The 23,749-nt window shown below is 44.3% G+C and carries 20 protein-coding genes; 17 read left to right on the forward strand and 3 right to left on the reverse strand.

The genetic code is table 11. The annotated features are described in order from the left end of the window. Nucleotides 1-8: 8 nt before the first annotated feature. From Q5076_RS12945 to Q5076_RS13020, 16 genes are all read left to right on the forward strand, one after another. Entirely contained in the window at nt 9-1,592 is a 1,584-nt protein-coding gene (locus Q5076_RS12945; protein WP_303013940.1) for a RagB/SusD family nutrient uptake outer membrane protein, read from the forward strand. Between the two features lie 39 nt (nt 1,593-1,631). Beyond that, nucleotides 1,632-2,528, forward strand: a complete 897-nt coding sequence (locus Q5076_RS12950) for a Calx-beta domain-containing protein (protein WP_303013942.1) — start codon at nt 1,632-1,634, stop codon at nt 2,526-2,528. A gap of 33 nt (nt 2,529-2,561) precedes the next feature. After that, the gene (locus Q5076_RS12955; RefSeq protein ID WP_303013943.1) at nt 2,562-3,050 is read left to right on the forward strand and encodes a TlpA disulfide reductase family protein; all 489 of its coding nucleotides are present in this window, start codon (nt 2,562-2,564) and stop codon (nt 3,048-3,050) included. Between the two features lie 32 nt (nt 3,051-3,082). Then, entirely contained in the window at nt 3,083-4,687 is a 1,605-nt protein-coding gene (locus Q5076_RS12960) for a DUF6029 family protein (protein ID WP_303013944.1), read from the forward strand. Nucleotides 4,688-4,730: 43 nt separating this feature from the next. Continuing rightward, complete coding sequence (locus tag Q5076_RS12965) at nt 4,731-5,834, forward strand: Omp28-related outer membrane protein (RefSeq protein ID WP_303013946.1); 1,104 nt, start codon at nt 4,731-4,733, stop codon at nt 5,832-5,834. Between the two features lie 4 nt (nt 5,835-5,838). Next, a complete protein-coding gene (locus Q5076_RS12970) occupies nt 5,839-6,957 on the forward strand; it encodes an Omp28-related outer membrane protein (RefSeq protein ID WP_303013948.1) in 1,119 nt (372 codons plus the stop codon). 10 nt (nt 6,958-6,967) lie between these two features. Beyond that, nucleotides 6,968-8,026 (forward strand): Omp28-related outer membrane protein, encoded by a 1,059-nt coding sequence (locus Q5076_RS12975; protein WP_303013950.1) that lies wholly within the window; start codon nt 6,968-6,970, stop codon nt 8,024-8,026. A 21-nt stretch (nt 8,027-8,047) separates the two neighbouring features. Continuing rightward, on the forward strand, nt 8,048-10,306 hold the full coding sequence (locus tag Q5076_RS12980; protein ID WP_303013952.1) for a hypothetical protein: 2,259 nt from the start codon (nt 8,048-8,050) through the stop codon (nt 10,304-10,306). An 89-nt stretch (nt 10,307-10,395) separates the two neighbouring features. Further along, nucleotides 10,396-12,945, forward strand: a complete 2,550-nt coding sequence (locus Q5076_RS12985; RefSeq protein ID WP_303013954.1) for a PL29 family lyase N-terminal domain-containing protein — start codon at nt 10,396-10,398, stop codon at nt 12,943-12,945. Nucleotides 12,946-12,977: 32 nt separating this feature from the next. Next, the gene (locus tag Q5076_RS12990; protein ID WP_303013956.1) at nt 12,978-14,828 is read left to right on the forward strand and encodes a S41 family peptidase; all 1,851 of its coding nucleotides are present in this window, start codon (nt 12,978-12,980) and stop codon (nt 14,826-14,828) included. 119 nt (nt 14,829-14,947) lie between these two features. Then, nucleotides 14,948-15,484: a hypothetical protein gene (locus Q5076_RS12995; protein WP_303013957.1), complete on the forward strand. Its 537-nt coding sequence runs from the start codon at nt 14,948-14,950 to the stop codon at nt 15,482-15,484. Nucleotides 15,485-15,513: 29 nt separating this feature from the next. Further along, nucleotides 15,514-17,295, forward strand: coding sequence for a M57 family metalloprotease (locus Q5076_RS13000; RefSeq protein WP_303013959.1), 1,782 nt, complete (start codon nt 15,514-15,516; stop codon nt 17,293-17,295). Between the two features lie 306 nt (nt 17,296-17,601). After that, on the forward strand, nt 17,602-18,114 hold the full coding sequence (locus Q5076_RS13005; RefSeq protein WP_303013960.1) for a hypothetical protein: 513 nt from the start codon (nt 17,602-17,604) through the stop codon (nt 18,112-18,114). A gap of 1,021 nt (nt 18,115-19,135) precedes the next feature. Further along, the gene (locus Q5076_RS13010) at nt 19,136-20,032 is read left to right on the forward strand and encodes a DUF6268 family outer membrane beta-barrel protein (RefSeq protein ID WP_303013963.1); all 897 of its coding nucleotides are present in this window, start codon (nt 19,136-19,138) and stop codon (nt 20,030-20,032) included. Nucleotides 20,033-20,077: 45 nt separating this feature from the next. Further along, complete coding sequence (locus tag Q5076_RS13015) at nt 20,078-20,833, forward strand: LytTR family DNA-binding domain-containing protein (RefSeq protein WP_303013965.1); 756 nt, start codon at nt 20,078-20,080, stop codon at nt 20,831-20,833. A 13-nt stretch (nt 20,834-20,846) separates the two neighbouring features. Next, complete coding sequence (locus Q5076_RS13020; RefSeq protein ID WP_303013967.1) at nt 20,847-21,836, forward strand: sensor histidine kinase; 990 nt, start codon at nt 20,847-20,849, stop codon at nt 21,834-21,836. A 73-nt stretch (nt 21,837-21,909) separates the two neighbouring features. Here the strand turns inward: Q5076_RS13020 and Q5076_RS13025 are convergent, their stop codons facing one another. Next, on the reverse strand, nt 21,910-22,554 hold the full coding sequence (locus tag Q5076_RS13025) for a mobilization protein (RefSeq protein ID WP_303013970.1): 645 nt from the start codon (nt 22,552-22,554) through the stop codon (nt 21,910-21,912). A gap of 1 nt (nt 22,555) precedes the next feature. Then, nucleotides 22,556-22,765: a plasmid recombination protein gene (locus Q5076_RS13030; RefSeq protein ID WP_303013973.1), complete on the reverse strand. Its 210-nt coding sequence runs from the start codon at nt 22,763-22,765 to the stop codon at nt 22,556-22,558. A 250-nt stretch (nt 22,766-23,015) separates the two neighbouring features. Here Q5076_RS13030 and Q5076_RS13035 point away from each other — a divergent pair, with 250 nt between their 5' ends. Next, the gene (locus Q5076_RS13035) at nt 23,016-23,426 is read left to right on the forward strand and encodes a hypothetical protein (RefSeq protein ID WP_303013976.1); all 411 of its coding nucleotides are present in this window, start codon (nt 23,016-23,018) and stop codon (nt 23,424-23,426) included. A gap of 141 nt (nt 23,427-23,567) precedes the next feature. Here the strand turns inward: Q5076_RS13035 and Q5076_RS13040 are convergent. Next, nucleotides 23,568-23,749: helix-turn-helix transcriptional regulator (locus tag Q5076_RS13040; protein WP_303013980.1), on the reverse strand; the 182-nt coding region annotated here is incomplete at its 5' end.

A 23,749-nucleotide genomic window follows, 5' to 3' on the forward strand; every position in this document is an offset into this window, starting at 1 on the left:
CGGAATATATGAAGAGATTATCTATTATAGCATTGATGGCGGGAACGTTCGGAGTGGTTTCCTGTGATATGGATTTGATGCCTTATGATTCCATTCCGACGGAAAAAGCACTGACGACTATTGTCGGTTTTGAGGAAGCCCGCACGGGCATTTACTCCGCATACACCGGGCTGGCGGGGGGAAGTTACGTGCTTGTGCCGGAAATCCAGGCGGACGCCTTTAATGCAGTGGCGGACTTTTCCAATACATACGGTGAGATATACCGCTGGATGTTTGAGAGCACCCATTCCAACATAGAAGCCATTTGGGCGAATTGTTACGGCGCTATCGGCCGTGCGAATTTCTTTATCGACGGCGTGCAGAAAATAGAGGAGAATCCGGACGTGGAACTGACGGACGTACAGAAGCAGCAGATTAACGTGTATGAGGGAGAAGCCTATTTCACGCGCGCCTATTGCTATTTTTACCTGACTACCCTGTTCTGCCGCGATTACGACCCCGCTACCGCCGCTTCTACGCCCGGACTTCCGATTCAGATAAAGTACGAACCGAAAATGACGGCCGGCCAATATCCGGGGCGTTCTTCGCTGAAAGACACTTACCGGCAGATATTGGACGACCTTGAAGAAGCCGATGTGCGGATTGAAACGGCGCGAAACGGCATTGTAGATTATGACAGGTATATCAACAGCGCTTATGTGGCGGTGAATACGGCGCCTAAGAATGGCGGGAATTACATAACGGTAGATGTGGTGAAGGCGCTGAAAGCGCGCGTCGCCTTGCAGATGGACGATTATGAAAAGGCGGCGGAATATGCGGGCAGCCTGGTTAATTCGAAAAAATACCCGTTGATGAATACGGAGGAGGATTTTAGGAAAATCTGGAAAGATGACGGAGGCACGGAGACCATCTGGCAAATTGCCATGACCAGCGCGAATGATGCCGGTGTGCCGCTGGGCACTATGTTTATAGGATATCCGACAACCCAGAAAGATTATATCCCCACTCAGACTCTCGTCGATTTGTATGCGGCGGAAGATATCCGCCTCGCCGTTTATTTCGGCAAGTATCACCTGGCAGTGTCTTCCGGTAACGCCGCGGACATTTATTTCTTCAATAAATATCCGGGCAACGACTATTACAATGCGTTGGGCAGTGCGACAAGGTATCTGAACCAGCCCAAACCGTTCCGCATCGCCGAAATGTACCTGATTGCAGCGGAAGCGAATGCAAGGATAGGGACTTCCGCGAGTGTGGAAAAAGGGAAAGAAGCGATTAATGATTTGAAGAAAGCGCGTATTCCGGGATTTACGGAAGGAACGTATGACAAAGAATCTTTGCTGAATGAGGTGATGAATGAACGGGAACGGGAGCTGGTGGGCGAAGGTTACCGGCTGATGGACCTGAAACGTTGGGGAAGGGGAGTGACACGCGGAAAAGCGCAGAGCGCCGGTCTGATACTCTTTCCCGGACAGGCTACGACTGACGGGCTGGACAGGCCCGCCGACGACCACCGGATGGTGTGGCCGATTCCCAAAGCGGAAATGGACGCGAACCCGCAGCTTGCCGGGCAGCAGAATCCGGGATACTGATAAAACTGAATAATGTTAATCACAAAAGACTTGAGTAAAATGAGAAATCTGAAAATATATGCGCTTTTCCTGTGTACAGCCGCTATGACGGCATGTTCTTCCGACGATGAAGAGACGTTCAACACGGGAGCGGCTACGGTGAACTTTCAGGAGACCTCCATGACGGTGAAAGAATCCGCCGGCCTGTGTACGGTTCCTGTCGTGGTGACAGGCGAACACAACGGGAATATCCGCGTGACAATCGGGCTGGAAAACAAAAATGCCGTAGAAGATGAAAATTACATCATTACCGTAAAGACGCTTGTCATTCCTGCCGGGCAGGAGACGGCGAATTTCGAGTTCCGGACGGTGGATGACGAACTGGTGAACGACGACCGTTCTTTCAACATCGTCATAACCGATGTCCGGGGAGCGGAGGCCGGTACGAAGAACCGGCTGGCGGTCACTATCAAAGACAATGATTCCAACCTGTATGAGACGTTTGCCGGGACATGGGTATTCACCGGGACGGCTTCGGCTGTCAAGGTTTCCAATGTCAAAGTGAGTTTCTCCGTGAAAGTGGTTACGGCGGCCGAAGGCACGGAAGCGTTCGGCAACTACCTGGTATGCACGAATGAATCCGGTTTTGACCCGGACAATGATATTCCCTGGCAGTTTAGCTGGAGGCTGAAATACGAATACGACTCGGCTACGCAAAAGGTTTCCTTGTCCATCGTGTCGGGGGAAGACGTAGCGGCGAACGGTCCCTATACCGTCCGTTTCAGGCGGCTGTCTCTGGACGGGAGCACTTCTGTGTTTTATCACGGCGAATACGATGCCGGGACGAAGGCCATAACGTTTGAAAATGCCAATCTGGTGGGCGACCTTTATAAAGACGGGGTTATCCAGATTCAGAAATTCAGGCTGTTCGGCTGTAAGATGGAACGTATCAGATAAACAGGATTATTAACCAAACTAACGAATGTATTTATGAAAGCATTAATTGTCAGCATTGCATTTTTATTTGTGGCCTTTACTTGTATGATGGCACAGATTCCTTCCGTAAAGGTGGAAGACTCTAAAGGCGCGCAATTCAACACTTCTTCTTTGATAAATCATAAGACCCCTATGATTATTTCTTTTTGGGCTACCACCTGCAAGCCGTGTATCCGCGAGCTTGACGCCATCAACGAACAGATGCCCGACTGGCTGGGAGAAGCGGAATTCCGCGTGGTGGCGGTGTCTACGGACGACAGCCGTTCCACCGCCAAGGCGCGCTCGATGGCGGAAGGGCACGGATGGGACGATTTTGTCATGCTGTACGATAAGAACCAGGAGTTTATGCGTGCCATGAACGTCAGCCTGACACCGCAGGTCTTTGTGGTGGATGTCGACGGCAAAATAGTCTATTCGCATACCGGTTATGCTCCGGGAAGCGAACGGGAACTGTTGAAAGCGATTCAGAAACTGCAGAAATAAGTCTGCCATTATTCATTGATAAACGCAATAACATGACTGGGAAAAGTTTTCAGATGTTGGCTTTGCTGGTATTGCTGCCAGGCGCGGCCGGTGCACAGGCGGATGGCAAGAACGGGTATCTGACCGGGAGTTTTGAGACGAATACCATTTACTACAAGAATGACAGTAAGGCGGATTCCAAATCTCCGGAAGACCATTTCGGCTCCAACAATTATCTCAAACTGGATTATTACCGGGGCAAGTTTGCCGCAGGCGTGCAACTGGAAGCCTACGAGCCGGTATTGGCGGGCTATCCGACGGAACTGGAAAAGGCTAAATTAACCAATTACTATGTGTCCTGGGCGGACAAGGATTTTTCCGTAACGGCGGGGACTTTTTACGAGCAGTTCGGCAGCGGGCTTTTGTTCCGCAGTTGGGAAGACCGCATGCTGGGGCTGAACAATGCGTTGATGGGGGCCCGTTTTGCCTATAATTATAAAAACATCGTAGGAGTGAAGGCTGTCTGGGGGACTCCGCGCTTCGGCATGGAATTTTCCGATACGCAGGTGCGCGGCATGGATGTCAGCTTTTCCTTGTCCGGCTTGCTGCATTGGGAAAAAACGGCGTTGAGTATCGAAGGGTCCGCTTTGAACCGTTACGAGAAGATTAACGTCGATTTGAGCGAAGAGGGAGGGAAACCTTATTCAAACGGTTTTTCGGGAAGAGTGAACTTCGAACGTTCCGGCTTCGTGGCGAAAGGGGAGTATGTAGACGGAGGCGATAAATATTACAACTTTATCCACGACGACAAGGTTTATGCGAAGAAACGCGGGAACGCCCAATTGCTGGAGCTGGGATATAACGGCAACGGGCTCGGCGTCAATCTGACGGGACGGCGCCTGGAGTGGATGAACAGCGAGATTATAACGGGCAGCGGTTCTACCTCGAACCTGTTGAATTATGTACCTGCCATGTGTACCCAATATACGTATATGCTGACGAACCTGCATCCCTATACTCCCAATGTGGGAATGATTATGAACTCGATTAGCGGTGAGATGGGAGGCCAACTGGATGTGTTCTACCATTTCAAGAGAGGAACCGCCATCGGGGGCAAACGCGGGTTGAAATTGCATGCCAATTTTTCTACCTATTATGCGTTGGACAAAGAAGGGACGGCGCATGCGGGCAACCTGTTGTTCCGTGATTTGAATGTCGATGTGGAAAAGCAGTGGACAAAGGCGTTCAAGATGAATCTGCTGTATTCCGTCCAGGAGTATAATCCCGGTTACGGGAAGAATAAAACGACTCACCTGTCGAATATATTCGTCGCGGACTTGCAGTATAAGTTCACCCCGGACTTTTCAACCCGCATGGAATTGCAATACCTGACAACGCAGGAAGACCAGAAGGATTGGATGGCGGCGTTGCTGGAACTGAATTTCGCCCCTTCCTGGAGTATTTACGGGAGCGATATGTACAATCACGGCAAAAACAAGATACATTATTACAATGTAGGCGCCAGTTATGCCAAGTCACGTACGCGCATCGCTTTGAGCTACGGTCGCAACAAAGACGGCTATGTCTGTTCCGGCGGCGTTTGCCGCACGATACCCAAATATACGGGAGCGAATCTTACCGTCACCACTTCTTTCTAGGTCCCGGTAATTTCAGAATTTATTAATTGATAGAAATAGAATTATGAGAAAGTTTCCAATGTTTTTTGTTTTCAGCCTGTTGTGTCTATGCGGATGCTTTATGGCATGTAGCGGTTCGTCCGACGGAGGTGATGAACCTGATTTTCCGGATAATGGAGAGGTGAAGGGACCGATTACCCTGTCTGTGGATAAAGCTAAAATCGAAGCCGACGGGACGGATATGGCGACCTTTACGGTGACGGACGCCAACGGGAAAAAACTGACGGTTGCCGAATATTTGAAGAATGTGTATTTTGAGGATACCAGCACCGGCGATTATCTGGAGCGAAGGACCAATACCTTTACGGCGGTCGAGAACGGCGTACACCGTTTCAAGGCCTATTACCTGGACTGGGAGTCGGAGGAAGTGACCGTGACCGCACAGAACCGGAAAGACTATGAAATGTTTTATCGCAAAATCGCCGTGTTCAAAATGACCGGGACCTGGTGCACTTATTGTCCGGCAATGACCGCTTCCCTGAAAAAAGTGGAGGAAATGCTGCCGGGACGCATGATAAAGATGGCTTTCCATGCTTCCAGCAGTTCGTCTACCGACCCTTTCCATCTTTCGCAGACGACTACAATCATGTCCCGTTTCGGAGCGAACGGTTTTCCTACCTGCATTTATGATTTGAAAGAGATGTCTGCCGACAGGAATGTCAGCGCTATCAAGAATATACTGGCGGAACATATCAGGAAGTATCCGGCCACCTGTGGCATCAAGGTAAACGCCTCTTATGATGCGGGCAAGGAAGAAGTTACGGTGAATGCCGCGCTGAAATCGAGCAAAGGGGGAGAGTACGACCTTGTTTATGTATTGGTGACCGACGGGCTGACGGCTGCCGGCGGCAATGAAACGTCTTACGACTATACGGTCAGGGCCATTTCTTCGAATTTCCTGGCTATGTCCACAGACAGAAGGTTCACGGTGGATGCCAATCAGGAACATACGTCCGGCGCGTTCACTGTTTCCAATGCCGCAGGACTGAATTCCGCGACTTCCCGGATAGTGGTTTATGCATTGCGTATGGTAGACGGCGCGTATATGGTGGACAATATTACGGAATGCCCTGTCGAAGGAAGTGTGGATTACATCTATAATGAATAAGCTCATGAAAAAATTGTATCCGGCAAGATTACTGACGGTAGTTTCCTGTTGTTTCCTGATGCTGTCATCCTGTTCCGGCAGTTCGGAAGAAGGAGATACCGGCGGAACGGACGACGGCATCCTGCGCATTGCGGCGGATAAGACGGAGATACTGGCAGACGGCGTGGAAAAGGTGACTTTCACGGTCAGGCTGGGAACCAGGGACGTGAGCGGTGAAAGCACGATGAACCTGGTTCTGGTGAAACAGTCGGGAGAGGAGAAACTGGACTACGGGGTTCGTGTGTTCAGTACTTCGGTGGCAGGCTCTTATACGTTCAAGGCGCGGTATTACGAAGGCGGTGCCATGTATAGCGAAAATGAGATTACGGTGACGGCGAAACCGGTTACCGGCGGCGCCAGTTATTACCATAAAATGCTGGGCATGCAGTTCACGTCGGTCGGATGCCAGGCTTGCCCGATGCTTAGCGCCACCTTGAAATCTATCCAGGCGGAGTTGCCGGGACGGTTGGCGGTGGCTTCTTTCCACATGAATTTCGGAAATGTGGCAGACCCTATGAGTATCGCGGCTACTAACAGTTACCGGACTAATGTATTGGGCAATTTCTCCGGATTACCCCGCTTCTTTTATAATCTGCGTAAAGGCACGCTGGAAATGATTAGCGTGAAAAGCCAGATTGAAGGGGAACTGGAAAATGAACTGCGGAATTATCCGGCATCCTGCGGGGTTGCCATAGAGTCGGTTTACGATTCGTCTTCGCGGACTCTGTCTCTTACGGCGAAACTTACTTCGAACGTGACAAACACGTACCGTTGCCTGATTTATCTGGTGGAAGACGGCATCAGGTATTTCCAGATGAACGGGGACGACAATTACGTGCACAATAATGTGGTGAGGGCGGTTGTCTCCACTTCATTGAACGGTGACCGGTTCAGTAGTGAGGTACAGGCGGGACAGGAAATTACGATGAAGCGTTCCTGCCAGTTGGCGGAGGAGTGGAATAGCGATAATATGCGCATCATCGTTTCGATGCTGACTACGCTGGACGGAGGAAAGACTTATACATGCAACAACGTGAACGAGTGCAAGCTGGGAGAATCTGCCGGCTACTTGTATAACGAATAAAAAGGACGATATGAGTATTTATAAAAGTATGTTTTGGGCAGGCATTTGCCTGGTCTGTATTTTCTGGACGGCTTGTTCCGGAGATTCGGACGAGACGGAACAAACGGAGCTGATTCTGAAAGCGGATAAAAGCACGTTGAAAGCCGACGGGAAAGAAACGGTGGCCTTTACGGTGGAGCAGGCGGGGGCGGACGTCACTTCCGGGGCGACGGTCCGTTGCCTGACGGACGGCAAGACGATTGCCGGAGCTGTTTTTTCAACGGCGACTTCCGGAAAATACGTATTTGAGGCTTCGTACGGCGGGCAAGTATCCGGACAGGTGGTTGTAACCGCCGAAAAAGCGGCGGTGAGCGTGTCCAAATTCGCCAGACGTATCTGTGTGATGGAATTGACGGGGACGTGGTGCGCCATGTGTCCGTCTGGATTGACCCGGTTGAATTATCTGGTGAATCAAAGTTATGAAGGAATTATTTATCTGATGGCGTTTCATGTCAACGGTACGTCTTCCGACCCGATGTCGATAGCGCAATCCCAGCTTCTTTCCGAGAGGTTTTCCGTGACGGGGTATCCTGCATGTATTGTCGATATGCGTGGCAAAATGGGGCTTTCCGAGAATTACAGCGTTATGCGGGGGGTATTCAACGAGTCTCTCGAAAATTATCCGGCACATTGCGGGGTAGCGATACGGTCGGACTGGAATGAGACGGCTTCGCAGGCGGTTGTGACAGTGAAAGTCGCGTCCGAACGTACATCGGAATACCGCTTGATACTGTACGCTGTGGAAGACGGGCTGAAATACCGGCAAAATGACGGGGGCGTGTACCGGGATTATACGCATAACCATGTGGTACGTAAACTTTTGTCGGCAACTGTCGACGGTGACAAACTGGGACAGATTGCGGCCGGCAAAGAGGAGACCAAGGATTATACAGTCACATTGGATGAGGATTGGAATGCGGAGAACCTTTCGTTTTATGCATTGGTTACCGATGAAAACGGGTATGTAAACAATCTTGCCGTTTGTAAAGCGGTTGACGGCGAAGCCGGTTATGAATATGTAAATAATTAGTCACATTTATCTCTTTTAGTTATGAAGAAAAAGTTAGTTAGTTTGTTTTTTATGTTGGGACTGGTTTTAGCGGCCGTTCCCGTGATACTTTCATGTTCGGACAACGACGAACAGGCAGTAACTCCTGATGAACCGGTGAATCCGGATGTACCAGGTCTTCCCTCTAATCCTACGCCGATAAACTGGGAAGAATATGAAGTGGACGGCGGGGAACGCGGAGTCGGTATCAAAGTAACCAGTACTTCGGAGCATAGTTTCGTATTTGAATGCACTCCGGGGGATAAGGTACAGTCTTACCGGATGGATGTTTATCCTTTGTGTCGTATGTACAATTACCTGCTTGAAGGTATAGGCACAGGCGTGCAGGCTACTGAGGAACAGGTGGAAAAACTTATCATAGAAGCCGTTTACAATTCGACGGGACAGGGAGCTTATACGTTCACCAAAGCCAATTCAGGCGACAGCTATGCAAAGAGGGAATTCGATTGGGGGAATAGCCAGTATAAACGTTCGGAAATTGTTCCCGGCGCGGAATATCTGATTGTAACCATCGGCTGTAACGACGAAGGCGGGCAAAAACCGGCGGATATGAAAATCTGTTATCTTAAAACGTCCAAAAGGGATGTAATGGGCAATCCCCGTGTCGATATTGACATCACTTCCAGTTACCGGGCTGCCGGCATCCAATTTCTTCCTAATGAGGATTGTAAATACTTTTACCAGTTCTGCGGAGATACCGGACCGGTCGATGCATATATCAATGCTTACGGTGAACAGATGTATATAGACTTTATGAGACATTATATCATAGCGGCGGAAGATGCGCAGGTTTCCAAAGAGGATTTGTACTATCTGGTGAATTTCGGTTTTACTGCTGACCCGAAAAAACCGATAACTGCTTCTACAATCGGCTTGGACGAAAACAAGTCTCAAGGCGAGTATGTCCGTCAGGATTTTCATTTAAAGGAAGTTCCTGAAGATGCGGTTCCGCCTGAATGTACTTTAACCGTAAGTAAAACGGGAGCGTCTATGGTGAATCTGGATTTGGATATGGAGGATAATTGTTATGCCATGTTTTATCGTATATTCAAAGCTTCGGAGTGGAAGGCTTATGAAAATGCGGATGAGGCTACAATGACGACGTTGGCGCAAGCACTGGACCAGGAAGGTTGGTACGTCAAAAATGAAAATATCAGCCAGGAAGGTTCATTTGCCGGAACGGAGTTTCAATTCGATTTGGAGCCCAACACCTCTTATGTGGTTGCTTATATCGGTCGTAACAAATATCTGCAGTTATCAGAAGTGAAAACGGCTACGTTTACGACCAAAGAACGGGTGATTGACAGGCCGTCGGAGTCAAAAGCCGACATTGATATTACGATTAGTGATGAAGAACGTACCAGTTTGAAACTGAATTACAGTTATGGTGCCGGAACGGTTGTATTTTATTTCCAGTACATCATATTTCCGGATTTGCTCAAAGAAGAAAATAAAGCTGAACTGATTGACTATTTGGTGTCTGGTAACTCTGATGACCATGATACCCCTAACTATGTCAATGTCTGGCCTGCAAATGCACCGGGAGGAAAGGAGAGCTTTACTTGGGCAGGATTTAATCCTGCAACCGAATATACGTTTGCCTATATAGCTGAAGACTGGGACGGCGTTTTATCGGAGGTGAAAACCGTGACGGGTACGACGGAAGCAATTCAGGCAGGTCCTAATCCGACGATGGAATTACATCCCTATATGAGCAAAAAGGATAATTTTACCGTACAATTCTCGATTGTAAAAGATGTTGCTAAGGTTTATTATATGATTACCAAAGACAAATATTCCGCAAGCGGTGATTATACCTATGAAGACTGTATGGTTGCATGGAAAGAATATTGCATGGATAATGGTCTTTCATCGGTCTCTTCCGCTATAAATGAATACAGTGATACAAGTACGGCAGACCGCCTGGTTGCCTTATGCGTGCCTATCGGCGTCGATAGTGAGGGAAAGGACGTTATCGGAGACCTTTATACCGTATTCTATGATAAAGATAAAGGCGGCATTATCACCGATCCTTCCGTCATATTCCCGGATGCTCCGAAAACAACGAATGTAATGGTGGGAGCGGTAAAACCGCAGGTTGTAAAGAGAGGGCAAAGGCTTCCGGCAGACCGGATTATCCATGAACAACCGGTCAAGGAGAACTTGCCGGGAGCGGTGAGAAGCGGAAATACGATTTATCTCGATATGAAGAAACTGGGAGCTCATCCTTATGCCGAATAACAACCGGTAAAGCTAATTATTCAATCGCACGATGGTGTGTAGCTATCGTGCGTTTTTTTCTTTAATCATTAATTAAAACTGGTATGGGTATGAAAAGGAATCAATTTTCACACGGCATAGGTAAATATCTGTTTATCTGTATGGCAATGTGCGGAGTGGCGCTTTCATCGTGTTACAATGATGATGATTTGAAGGATTCGATTTCCGGTTTGGAAGAGCGTGTGGGTAAATTGGAAGCTTCTTTGCAGAATGTGCAAAGCGATATTTCTACATTGAAAACGCTGGCTGACGCTTTGGCGCAGAACAAGATGATAAGTTCCGTATTGGAGAATGAGGACGGGAGTTATACCATCCGTTTTTCGGATAAGACGGAGGTGAGTATTCGTAACGGGGAGGACGGGGAAGACGCTCCGCAGATTACCGTTATAGAAAATGAAGAAGACGGTGTTTATTATTGGGGAATGACTGCCGCGAACGGCACTAAGACTTTCTTGCAGGACGGTAAAGGGAATAAGATGCCTGTAACGGCTGCCGCTCCCCAGATACGTATCAATAAAGAAACGAAAGAGTGGGAGATATCGACAGACAGCGGAAGGACATGGAAATCCACCGGCGTATATGCTTCTGGCGAAGCGACCGGAGATACTTCCCTGTTCACGGAAGTGAGCCAGGATGATGATTACGCTTATTTTACTCTAAAGGACGGTACGGTGCTGAAACTTCTCAAATCGAAAGAATTGAAATGTGAGATTTTATCGGGAAAGCAGTATTTTGCCAATGGTGAGAAAAAGGTGATTGCGGTGGAAATGAGCGGTATCTCGAAATATACGGTGACAAAACCGGACGGCTGGAAAGTTGCTTTGTCGGGAAAAGGACTGGAAATTACCGCTCCCGTTGCGGAAAACCAATATGCGGAGACGGGCGGAAAGGTAGCCATACTGGCGGTTGCCGCCAATGGACAGAGCCTTATCTCGGAGATTCCGGTACTGATTGGCGAGGCTCCTATTGTTGTCTCCGTAGACAAGCAGACGGTTTCCACCAGCCTGGCGAACGGAATAGGGACCTATTATCTGGGTGTATCGGAATTGGGCGAATATAGTTCGGAAAGCGTTGCCGGGCTTGTGAACGGTAATTCTGCACGGGGGTATATGAAAACCCAGGCTTTGGATAAAGTTCCTTTGACGGAATTATTGGGCAAGGATTTGGAGTCCGGAATGTCTTATATGGTTTGGGCGGTACCTTCTTCTGAAACCGGTGATGCCTGTCAGGCGGATGATGTGATTGCCACCGTGATTCGGATTGACGGCACTGTGGAGTTGAAGGTTTCGGATGTCACGTTTGAAGGGGCAACGGTTTCCGCTATAAGAAAGGGTTGCACCAGTTATTATACGGGGATAGCGGATAAGGATTATTATTCGGCTGAAACGGTGGTGAAAGACCTTGCATACGGCGGCGGAACTTTGCAGTCGGCAGACTATAACGGGCCGTTGACGGAAGGAGTGCTGGATTTCTTTACGAAAGCGACTCCCGGTGCGACTTATGTGGTATGGGCGATTCCTTATAAAGAGGAAAAAGGTTATGAGGCCAGCGAGCTGGTAGCTGTGGAAATCGTTGTTCCTCCGTTGACTTATGGCGGAACGGCTGCCGTAAGTATCGGTAATGTAAGTTCTACGGTGACAAGCGTCAGCGCGGCACTTACTCCGGGAACGGATTGTTATCTGTTTTATTATGCTTATATGACGAAGTTGACCTTGGACAATTATGCCGGTGATGAGGATGTCATTGCTTATCTTATCAAAAGCGGGAAGAGTTCTAAAGTTGCTACAGATTTCGAAAGGGGGAGTCTAGAACCCGGTGCAAAAGGAATGATTGTGGCGGTGGCTGTAAATAACCAGGGGCAGGTAGGCGCATTGGTGAAAGTGCAGGCGGATACCAAAGAGCTGTCTTATAACTCTTCGATAGCGGTAGCCGTTTCGGCGGAAGCCGGAGCGCAATCCGTGACTTTTACCCTGACACCGACCGGCGGTCCTGTAAAATACCGCTATGTACACATGAAGCTTAACGACTTTAAAAGTTATCCGTATTGGGGCGATGAGGAGGCTGTGAAGCATTATTTATCGATGAATGAGGGGGTGACGGAGGTCACGGCGGCATCATTGGCTGATAATAAGCTGGTGATTGGCGATTTGCTGTTCAAAACGGAATATGTGTTGTACATGGTGGCGGTGGATGCGGACGGCAATCCTTCATCGACAATGGCTAAGGAATCATATACCAGCGCAAAACCTGTTTATGTAAGGAAAGAGAGCGGGGCTGATTTATGGAATGCCGGTGCTCCTAAGGTAACCGTTGACAAGATTGAAAAGAACGGGAATTTTTATAGTATCTCCTATACCGTTAAGGCGGGAGCGAATAATAAGGAGTTTTATGTATATGCAGCTTCCGACAGTTATTTGTCCGGTAAGATGTTTGATGAACAGATTAAAATTGTAATGACGAAGGGGGTGAAATGTACTGCTGATTATTCGGGGGGAGCTGCGTACGCCAGCCTGCCGACTAATATAAACGTGACATGGGTGGACACGGAAGGGAGGTTCTACGAGGTGTCTAAAACGGTGATAGGAATCCCGGCGGAATAGTTCTTTTAATTTCTAATTTAATAAAATAACAGATGAAAAATAGTTTGAGATTTTTTTACGGGGTAATCTTGTTTGCTCTATGCCAGGTGGGATTGACGAACTGTTCGGACGGCGACGACGGGGAGAATAACGGCAGTGCGGACAATGGGATTACCGCCATTACCAACGAGACGGAAAAAACGGTCACAGTGTATGGGGAGACGGTTGAAGTTTCGTTTACGGCTGCTGCGGGATGGACTTCTTCATTGAAGTATTCCACCGGTTCCGATTGGGCGAGAATCAGTAATATCAGCGGCAATTCTTCTGCCGGCAAAGGCGGGTTCAGGCTCAGCGTCAGCAAGAATGAAACGGGGAAAGAACGTGTATTGACCGTGTTGGTGCAGGTGGAAGGATATAAAATTCCTGAAACGGTGTGTACCGTTACGCAAAGCGGAACCGAAGAGGGGGGCAAAGTTTCCACTATTGATGTCGCTTTGAATGAGTATATGCACAGTTACCTGAAAGAGCATTATTTGTTCAAGGATGAATATAATACCTTGGATGTCAGTTGCAATAGCGTGCCTTATTCCGATTTTCTCTCTACCAATCTTTTGCGGATGACGACTAATCTGGAGGACGGAGGAACCTACCGTGCCTTTTCTATAAATTCCGGGAAACGTTATGTTTATTCGTATATCGAGAAGTTGGGGTCTGCAAGAACGCGCGCCGTTACTCGTTCGACCAGTGTGACGGGTACGGGTCTGGGGACTTTCTTCTCTTCTTATATGACTGATAAAACGACCATCGGTCTGGCGATAGGTTATGTGTTTATAGGTTCTCCTGCGGATAAAGCCGGTTTAAGGCGCGGCGACGTGATTGTTTCCGTGAATGGAAATACGGTGAATAAGGGTAACTACCAGCAATATATGAATGATTTGTATTATGCGGGCGGAGGACAGACATTCAGTATCGGCTACAAGCGTTTTATTGCCAATGAAGCGTTAAAACAGTATGAATTGGTAGACGGGACGACCACGTTGTCTACGGGGTCTTACAACAATAATCCGGTTATTTTCTCCATGTATATAAAGGAGAAAGAGGGTGACTTGAGTGTTGCGTATTTGGTGTATCAAAGTTTCGATTTGAGTTATACCGAAGAGCTGAAATACGCGATTCAGCAGTTTAAAGCGGAAGGTATCACCGACTTGATTCTGGATTTACGCTTTAATATGGGCGGCTCTGTTGAGCTGGCGCGTTATCTGGCTGCTTCTATTGCGGGTTCCGCTCATCGCCAGGATGTCTTTATGAGAATGCAACGTAATTCCGGAGCGGATGAATATATCCGGTTCGGTGACGGCGATGATTTAGGATTGAATTCGATAAGGATTATTTGTTCCGATGAAACGGCTTCTTCCAGTGAATTGGTGATTAGCGGTTTGAGGGGCATTGATTTCCCGGTGAAGTTGTTCGGCAGTAAGACGGAAGGCAAGAATGTGGGTATGGAGGTACAGGAGTACAAATACGGTGATGCGTATTATGAATTTGCCCCTATCACGTTCCGTTCGTTTAATGCAAAGGACTGGGGAGATTATGCCAACGGCATTGAGCCGGATGTCATGATGAATAATCAGGACGGCGATTATACGAACGATATCGACGACGTGTATCCATACGCTTTTGGCGACTGGGACAACTTTGACTTCAATCTTGCTTTGTGGTATGCGTTATGCGATATTCAGGGTGTCGACCCTACTACCGGCAAACCGAAATCACGCTCGGTAGTGGCGGGAATGGAACGTCCGCAAATAGATGTGATAGGTCTTCCGTCTGTTCCGCTCAAACGCTCTGTCGGTACTTTCGGCTCTGTGATTTACAATAGGCCGGAAGTGGAGAATTTATATTAGTAAGGCTAAATCTCTATCGAAAATAAATTTTCTCTCTTAAGTTAAAGGGGATGCTTCTCGTCAAGGTGTTAGTGGGGGCATCCCCATTTTGCTTTATACTTATAAATAAAAATGATACTATGAATATAAATATCTTATGTAAGTTAATGATAATTGGGGGAATATTAGGCTTATGCAGTTGCTCGGAGGATGATAAAATTGAAAATAAGCCGGAATATGAGGTGGTGGATAATGTGATAAGCAGTTGGGACATCATACTGTCGAATTATTACGAGAGTATAGTGCCTTCAAACGAATTGTTCTGCATTGCCGAAAGTGAAGAGTGTCCTTTGACTAATACGTATATATCAATCGTGAATTATGATTCGGAGTATCCGCTCATCATACCGAGAGGTGTTTATATGGAAAATGAACATGGAATTTGGATAGATAGGCCTGTAGCTGCCAGCCAATCTATAAAAGAGATACTTAATGCTGATTATTACACCACTTTTGTCGCTTTATATGGCGGTGAAGGAACGTATAATTTTGCAATAAGAATTTATAATCCGGTTTTGGATAAATATTATATAACCCGAACGTATCAGTTAAAAATTAAAAGGGAGTGGGTAAAAGAGGAATTTAGGTGGTATCGTTCTATTTCATTGGCTGATTAATCGTTAATCTAAAATTAAATAATACTATTATGAATAACAGGAATATGATGGGGCTATTGGTCTATTGTTTATTTATGCTTGTAGTAATCTCGTGTACCAGTGATTTGGAGGAAGTGGTAATAAAACATGAAACTACTTTAGAGAAAACAAAGACTAGAGGGTTGGAGACTTATTCTTCTATATTTGAGTCTGATAAGGCAATATTAGCGGCACATGGTTATGATACTGTAGCGATAATGGACTGTGATTCTTTTTATTTGGTTGAATCGGAATTGATTTTTAAGAAATCAAGATTACAAGAATTACGTGAGCAGCCTAGTACACGTTTGAACTATAAGAGAAGGATTGAACCGAGGTTTTATCGGATGCATTTAGTACTTTTTGATAATCAGTATGGTAATGAGAGTGTTTTTAAGGAGGCTGTATCTGAATGGAATAAGTTAAGTAAATGTTGTCTTAACTTTAGTACTTATTTTGAAACTAATACTCCTAACAACCGCTATATTGTAAATGTTTTGGTTCAGGATAATGCAAACTCTATGAGTTCGTCGGAACTAATCCGTGTTGTAGGAATAACAAATGGAAAACCTGGTGATAATATTTATATAAATTCAAAATATAAATATTGGTCGGAATTAACCAAAGAACAGAAAAAATATACTTTGATGCATGCTATTGGGCATTTGGTCGGACTGGAACATTCTAGTGAATATGATACCTCTATTATGCAACCTGAATCGGGATTAGCTGCAAATAAAAATCTATGGAACGGTTTTTCTTTTGAGGATAAAGTGTTTATTCCTGAATTGTATCAGTTGAATCCTGCCAAAACTCAAATTGATTATAATCCGACTCCTGAAAATAATAAAGGGACAATGAAATTGAAAATGGGAGTGAAATACACTGTTACAACTTTATATACGTATGAGTGGTGTTATAATCCTAAATATACAATTGTAGCAGAACCGCTTAGCAATCCCGGCTCTTATAAGTTCACAAAAACAGGTGAGAACTCTTTCGATTTGCGTTTTACGGAGCCAGGAGAATGTATTGTCACTTTTGTAGTAAAAGACGAGGTAGATGGTACTGAATATAAATATACAAAAAAGTTTAGTGCAACTTATGACAAACCGACTTTTACAGTTCCAAGCAGTATTGAACTTGGGGAGTATTATGATTTTGAAATGGCGTATCAAGAAGAAGGATTTACGCCTATTTTTAAAATTACTGTGGAAGAGCGTACCTTTGATAATAATACCGCACAAAACGTTTCGATTGTAAAAGTGAGTAATGGACATGTGCGAATTAAGTTTAATGATTATGGGAATTATAAAGTTACCGCAAGAGTATCTAACAATATGGGTATCCCGGCAAAGCATTTTTATTTTTCCAAATATTACCGTCCCGATTATAATGTGACTTTTACAGAAGAGGGTATGGTGAATGAAGGGAATGTTAATTTACCTACCAGTAAGCCAAACCAACCGACGGGAGAAAACAGATTGAATCGTTACAGGTATGATATAGGCATAGGTCAGGTATCAACATTTGAGCATCGTGTGGCTTGTAGTGTTAAAACTACATATATTCAAAATTTTCTAAAATTTCGCCGTATTAATCGTAGTTATATTGAAGATTCCGAACCTCGTGTATTTCGAGTTGGAGACTCTACTCAATTACAGTTAACTGTTTATAGTATGTACCATCCGGATTCATTAAATTACGTGGACCATCATTCTATGGTTTATCCTCTTAAATGCGAAGTTATTTATCCTAAAGGTGTTTGTTATTTAGCAAAAGAAAAAGAGTAAAGTGTAATGTAAACTATGGTAAAATTATAAGTACTTTTATACCTGTAAGGCAGGGGAAAATCTGCTGTGGAAAGAGAAATATCAGCCGTCGGAAAGTGTGAGGTAATATCTCACATTGGAAGAAATGAAAACGGTTATGACGACTTCCTACCCGCACGGGATGCGAAATGGGTTTTCTTGGTGTAGGTGATGCTTACTCTATGACTTTTGCCACTCATCCCCCATATATTGCCCAATAACAGAACCTGTTTTCTGTTTTTCAGACAATACTTATGTATCACCTTATAATAATATAATGTATTGATTATGAGATTATTTAAATATTTGTCAGGAATTTATGAGTATATGTTTTATAGAGTTTATATACGACGTCGTAAATTATGGGATAGGGCTCCTTGGCTGAGAACTTGGAGTCCAGGGATGACAGCCTCATTAGTTCCACTAATGTTATTTAGTATAGCATTTGTATTTCCTTTGTTATTTGTGTTTTTGTATTTACTTAATATTCATAACAATAATATATTAGTGATAATTTTTCTAGTTACGTATTTTATTGCAGGTGACTTTACTGACAAATTTTTTCTTAATAAAGGAAACTATTTAGAAATTGTAAGGAAATACGAAAACGAGAATAGGTATGAACGTAAGCGTCGAACTAAACAAGTTTGGATATTAGTCTTAATCACTGTTTTATGGTTGGTAGTATTTACATGCATTATTTATTTTGTTTTCCCCCATTCTTCTAATTCTTTATATAAGAATTCTTCTCCAGAATATATAGAGATGTTGAAAGATATAAGAGATAGGAGAGCACAATAGAATATAAACAGTGAAACAAGGTTATTGATGGATTTTGAATGTTATACTTTAAAAAATAAATTATTATGGAAAAGAATCGGATAGCTTTATTATTTCCGCAAGCATGAGCATATTTGTTCAGTCGTGCAGCAGAAAGGACTTGCAAACTTTGTGCGTATTTCATTCTTTAACCTTCAAAATAATAATAACTTCAAAAGGCTTATAAATATAATATTTATTTTCTATCTTTACAAGCGTAACACCCTGTTGTCCCTGCTGAAAAGCATACTTCAGGGTTATTGTTTTTTATATCCCTACCCTTCCTTGCCACAAATCTGAATATTTGTTTATTGCAGATAAATATCGTAATGAAACTAAAAAAACAGCGACAACGTATGAGGCAAGTTTGGATTTAAATAGTAGATACCTCAAATAAAAATCCTCCTTTGGAATATATAGAGATGTTGAAGGAAATAAGGGGTAGGCGACCACAATAGAATTAAACAGTGAAACAAGGTTATTGATGGATTTTTAATGTTATAGATATGTTATACTTTAAAAGATAAATTATTATGGAAAAGAATCGGATAGCTTTATTATTTCCACAAGCATGAGCATATTTGTTCAGTCGTGCAGCAGAAAGGACTTGTAAACTTTGTGCGTATTTCATTCTTTAATCTTCAAAATAATAATAACTTCAAAAGGCTTACAAATGTAATATTTATTTTCTAAAATTGTATCAGAAATATAACCTCTTAAAATCAAAAGAGTTAGAAAAATTATCTCATTATTAGGTAATGAATTGGCAACCGTCCTGATTGCTGTGGTCTGCATCGCTTTGCTTATTTGGATAACTCTTGTGTATGCAAAAATACACAAATAAATCAAGATGAAGTAAACAACGGCATTTTTTTATTTGAATAAAACACATCAGAAAGAAATTCATCCACTCTATATTGAAGTCCGTCCTTTCTATTTTACACCTTGTCAGCCATCGCTTTCCGCTATTACAGGGTGGTTTTACCTTTGCATAAAAAACGAAATGAGAAGAATACAGTTTTTAATGGTCTTAGTATTTACAGCCATAAGTGCTTATGGGCAAGGTTATGTGGAGGTTGGTCACACCCCCTCAAGGAATTTTATGGAAGATGAAGGTGGTGAAAAGTTAGGGGCTGGAAATATGTGGCAACTCAAAGGCAGATACACATTCCCATTTTTAGTGAAACAAAACGAAAGAAAACAGCCGATGGTATGGTCGGGCACACTCAACGGAATGTTTTCCCACATGAATAATAACGGCATGGCTGCGGAAGTTAATCCGAATGACATATTAAACTTGAGTTTTAATGTGTCACATTTGCGCCCCATATCTTCAAGATGGTATATGATGGCTTCGTTTGGCATCGGGTTATATACGATACCGAATGATATTTCTTTTAAGAGCATATTGGCAAACGGCGCAGTCATTTTCGCTTATAAGTTGAGAGATAATCTGGATGTCGGAATAGGCGCAGGACTGACAAACTCATACGGAGTTCCTCTTATTATGCCTATGGGTTTTCTAAAATGGAACATGACAGGGCTGTATGAAGTGAATATGGAAGTAGCAAGCAGTATGAAAGCCTCTGTATCAAGGACATTCTCCCACAAATTCAGGTTTACGCTTGTACCCATAGATATGGACGGAATGTCTGCCGTGGTCAAACGAAACGAGAAATACGCAATATATGGTGCTACAAGAATGCGAACCTACATCAGTCCGGAACTGAAAGTCGGCAGTCAGTCATGCCTATATGTGGCTGTGGGTGTAGAGCTGCTTCATTCGGTCAAAGTGTCCGACCGAAGTTATAAAGGGTTCATCAGCAGTTTCAAGGGTAACAGCAGTTGGAGGTTTGGCTGTGCGTTCCATGTCATGGCAGGTTTCAAATACGGGTTTTAATCGAGAATAGTTTCAGAAAAGACAGAATTGGCGTACTTTTGCAATATGGTTGATTACATGATTATAGAAGACGAGCGTTTTGCATATGAAGAAATGAAACGCATGATGTCAGCCCTTCGCCCCAGTTATTACCTGCAAGCATGGGTCAGTAGCGTGAAGGATGCGGTTTTCGCATTGAGACATGCTGTGCCGGATTTGCTGATTATCGACATACGTCTGTCTGACGGATTGTGCTTTGACGTGTTTGAACACATATCTGTAAATACTCCTGTCATTTTTACAACTGCCTATGACGAATATGCGTTGCGCGCTTTTCGTGTGAACAGTATTGACTATTTGTTGAAGCCTATTGAGGAGAAGGATTTGGAAAGAGCCTTGGTGAAGTTTGAAACGAACAATTTACCCAATCCGGCATCAGCAGGATACCATTCTTTGGCGACAAGATATCTTGGGAGTGTCAAGAAAAACCGTTTCCTTGTCTCCATCGGTGACACGTTCCGATACGTGGATGCGTCAAATATCGCATTCTTTTACAGCGAGGAGAAATACAATTATCTGCATACATTTGAAAGCAAGCGTTACATCATAAATTATTCTTTAGAACAATTGGAAGCGATGCTCGGGCATAGTGATTTCTTCCGTGTGTCCCGCAGTTGCATCGCCAACATAAAGTCTGTCAGGAAAGTCTCAAAGTTTTTCGGTGGTCGTTTGCTGGTAAACTTTTCACCGGATTGTCCGTTGGAAGTCATCGTGAGTCGCAGCCGTGCGGATGGTTTTCTCAAATGGATGGACGGTCTTTAACACGTTTGCCGACATGAAAGGAAAACGAATGTTTTGGGGTGTTGCCTTGCTTGCCGTTCTGACGTTGATGGCTTGTATCGCCACATTTTCAATTTTGGCAGGCTCTTTTCAGGGTGAAGTCATCTTGCTTAATTTCGCCTTGAATATTCCGTTTTGCATATTCATCGGATATGCAGACTATAAGATTGTGTCATTCCTGCATAAACGCCAAAAGAATACAGATGCGCTATCCATAGTGGCTAATGTCATTGTTTCCAATCTGACAATAGGCATCGTGTTCCTCACCTTCTATCTCATAAGCTGTTCCATCACGCCTTACAGGCTAAATGGTATATTGCAACACCTGTTGCCCGTGATACTATTGAACAGCATGATAGTGCTTATCATCGAAGCGTTCTTTTACAACAACCTGTTTCTTGCAAACAAAGTCCGGCTGGCAGTGGTTGAAAAAGAAAAAACGAAATATCAGCTCGAAAATCTCAAGAGGCAAGTCAATCCGCATTTCCTGTTCAACTGCCTGAACGTGCTTTCTGCTTTGGCATATCAGGATGCCGACAAAGCGAATTTGTTTACCAAGAAACTTTCGTCCGTGTACCGCTATCTGCTTGCCACACAGGAAGAAAATAAAGTGCCTTTGCCAGATGAACTTGACTTTGTAAATGCGTATATCTATCTTGAGCAAATCCGTTTCGGGGAAACCCTGTTTATCAGCATGACGTGTGATAAAGAGGCTTTAACCAAGTATATTGTTCCGGCAAGCGTTCAAATGCTTGTTGAAAACGCTTTGAAGCATAATATAAATACAAGGGATTTTCCTTTAAGGATAGACATATGCATCGGCAAAGAGCACATAACAGTAACAAATAATCTGCAACTTAGAAGCACTGTAAGCAAGAACGGGGTAGGACTGAAAAATTTGGAAGAACAATACCGTATTCATGGCAAGTGCATAAAAGTCAGGAAGTCAGATTTGGATTTTACAGTTACATTGCCTTTACTCTAAGTTCTATTTCAGCCAACGGGATATATGACAGAGTATGTTTATGATAATCCGTCCATATATCGTTGGCTGTAGATTATAATCCCATTCTCTTACTTTTTCGTGGCGGTGTAATTGTTCTCCGAACAGACGAAAACAGCTTGTCTAACTGCTCCCTAAACCACTCGCCAATCGGTTTTCCCTCCATACAAAGTACCAGCTTTGTATTGTCTTTCACCACATGGAAAGTCGCCCTCTCGGTCTTGAACTTCCGCTTGTGTTCCTCCGAATAGAGTTTACCCGCATACTCCAACGGCTTACCGCTTATGAGTGTGGCGACTTGCCTGTCGTTGAAGCCTATTTTGAGGCAGAAGTTCTCCATGTGCAACATTTTACGGAAATAGGGAAACCATGCCGCAGCCTTTGATATGACCGTTTTCAGCAAGGACACTTCCTTCCGGTGCTTGGCTTGTATTTCCATTAACTGGCGGTGGTATTCCTCCTGCTGGCATTGCATCTGCTCCTGCAACAGTTCAATGTTTTCGTCACGTGCGGCAATCTCATTTTGCAGGGTATGGTTGTCGGCTTCCAGTTCCCCCGTCCAGCGTTTCAGGTCACGGTAGTATTGGGCGGCGGAAACATGGCGTGCTTCCGAACCACGAACGCCAGGCTGCAAGCCGTATTTCGCCATTGCTTGGGCATAGCTGTCGTGATAGGCAACCAGTTTCTTACGTGTCAGCACGTCATCGGCGCACGGTGTCGGCTTTCTTGCGGTATTGGCGTTTGCCCTCCGCCTGCTTCTTCCTTGCCTTTCTGTGTTCGCCCGTCACTATCGGCACGACTGTGGCATGGATGTGCGGCGTATGTTCATCCATGTGCAAAACAGCCGAAACGGTGTTTTCCCGTCCGAAAGTGCGGTACAGCCATTGCAAGTTGTAAAGTTTTGACAGCAAATAGTAAACATAGGTTTAGAAATCCAATCGTTTAACACTATTATAAGACGTTATTAATTTAATCGGGAGGTTCTTCTTTTATCTTTGTCTTGTCCTTTAGTTGGTTCAGCAAAAGGACAAGACAAAGATAGAATGAACGATACCATTTGATAATATGCTTGGCTTATTTGTCAATGTCGTATTTTATCTTTAAAATATCTAATATGTTACTTTATAAAAAATAGATTACAACAATAGAAAATAGGAAAATATGAAAGCAAGAAATCTTTTTGGAATATTTTTATTATTTCTTTGCACATTCGGTTTTATAGGCTGTAATGATGATGATAAGCAAACTGACGAATTAAGTCCCGAAGTCCTTTATCAGACTTCATGGCGTGGCACAGGGCATTGCAAAGTATGGACCGTGCAGAATATGGGGATAGGTGTACAATTCATAGATACTCAAAAGGGAAAAGTAAATTGGGAAGGTTACGACGAGATTGATATTACTTACTCAATAGAGGGCAAATATATCACATTTAACAGCAACGCTTTGTATTTAGGAGGAGCTCCTTGGAGTATTAAAAGTTATACGGATGGGCATTTGGTACTTGTACAAAATGAAGCCAGTCCGGACGAAGAAAAAATAGCTATAATAGAATTAGAAAAGATAGATTAAATATGGAAAGAAAATAAGCCTTAGCGATATTTCGCTAAGGCTTTTAAAAGCTCTGAATTTATAAAGTCGCAGATTGTAACTCTGCTCCGATATTCTTTATGGTATCGAGAATCTTCTTTGTTGTTGATTCTCCAGCCTTAATCACACTCCCAAGACAATATTAGCATCAATATTCAACTTTCGACTTATTTCACGAGCTACTTTCAAAGTAGGTTCACACTTTCCAGAAATATAATCACTAAGGCGTGAAGGACTAACACCAACTAATTGTGCAAGTGATTTTTGATTCAGTCCCATTTCGTACATACGAAGTTTAAGAACAT

The organism is uncultured Bacteroides sp. (genome assembly GCF_958445495.1).
GTDB lineage: Bacteria > Bacteroidota > Bacteroidia > Bacteroidales > Bacteroidaceae > Bacteroides.

Bases quoted from the DNA above. Each gene is read 5' to 3' on its own strand.
- Q5076_RS12995 (WP_303013957.1), top strand. From the start codon at position 14,948: ATGAATATAAATATCTTATGTAAGTTAATGATAATTGGGGGAATATTA.
- Q5076_RS12985 (WP_303013954.1), top strand. From the start codon at position 10,396: ATGAAAAGGAATCAATTTTCACACGGCATAGGTAAATATCTGTTTATC.
- Q5076_RS13000 (WP_303013959.1), top strand. From the start codon at position 15,514: ATGAATAACAGGAATATGATGGGGCTATTGGTCTATTGTTTATTTATG.
- Q5076_RS12955 (WP_303013943.1), top strand. From the start codon at position 2,562: ATGAAAGCATTAATTGTCAGCATTGCATTTTTATTTGTGGCCTTTACT.
- Q5076_RS12960 (WP_303013944.1), top strand. From the start codon at position 3,083: ATGACTGGGAAAAGTTTTCAGATGTTGGCTTTGCTGGTATTGCTGCCA.
- Q5076_RS13010 (WP_303013963.1), top strand. From the start codon at position 19,136: ATGAGAAGAATACAGTTTTTAATGGTCTTAGTATTTACAGCCATAAGT.
- Q5076_RS12965 (WP_303013946.1), top strand. From the start codon at position 4,731: ATGAGAAAGTTTCCAATGTTTTTTGTTTTCAGCCTGTTGTGTCTATGC.
- Q5076_RS13020 (WP_303013967.1), top strand. From the start codon at position 20,847: ATGAAAGGAAAACGAATGTTTTGGGGTGTTGCCTTGCTTGCCGTTCTG.
- Q5076_RS13035 (WP_303013976.1), top strand. From the start codon at position 23,016: ATGAAAGCAAGAAATCTTTTTGGAATATTTTTATTATTTCTTTGCACA.
- Q5076_RS12990 (WP_303013956.1), top strand. From the start codon at position 12,978: ATGAAAAATAGTTTGAGATTTTTTTACGGGGTAATCTTGTTTGCTCTA.
- Q5076_RS12945 (WP_303013940.1), top strand. From the start codon at position 9: ATGAAGAGATTATCTATTATAGCATTGATGGCGGGAACGTTCGGAGTG.
- Q5076_RS13005 (WP_303013960.1), top strand. From the start codon at position 17,602: ATGAGATTATTTAAATATTTGTCAGGAATTTATGAGTATATGTTTTAT.
- Q5076_RS12950 (WP_303013942.1), top strand. From the start codon at position 1,632: ATGAGAAATCTGAAAATATATGCGCTTTTCCTGTGTACAGCCGCTATG.
- Q5076_RS13015 (WP_303013965.1), top strand. From the start codon at position 20,078: ATGGTTGATTACATGATTATAGAAGACGAGCGTTTTGCATATGAAGAA.
- Q5076_RS12975 (WP_303013950.1), top strand. From the start codon at position 6,968: ATGAGTATTTATAAAAGTATGTTTTGGGCAGGCATTTGCCTGGTCTGT.
- Q5076_RS12980 (WP_303013952.1), top strand. From the start codon at position 8,048: ATGAAGAAAAAGTTAGTTAGTTTGTTTTTTATGTTGGGACTGGTTTTA.
- Q5076_RS12970 (WP_303013948.1), top strand. From the start codon at position 5,839: ATGAAAAAATTGTATCCGGCAAGATTACTGACGGTAGTTTCCTGTTGT.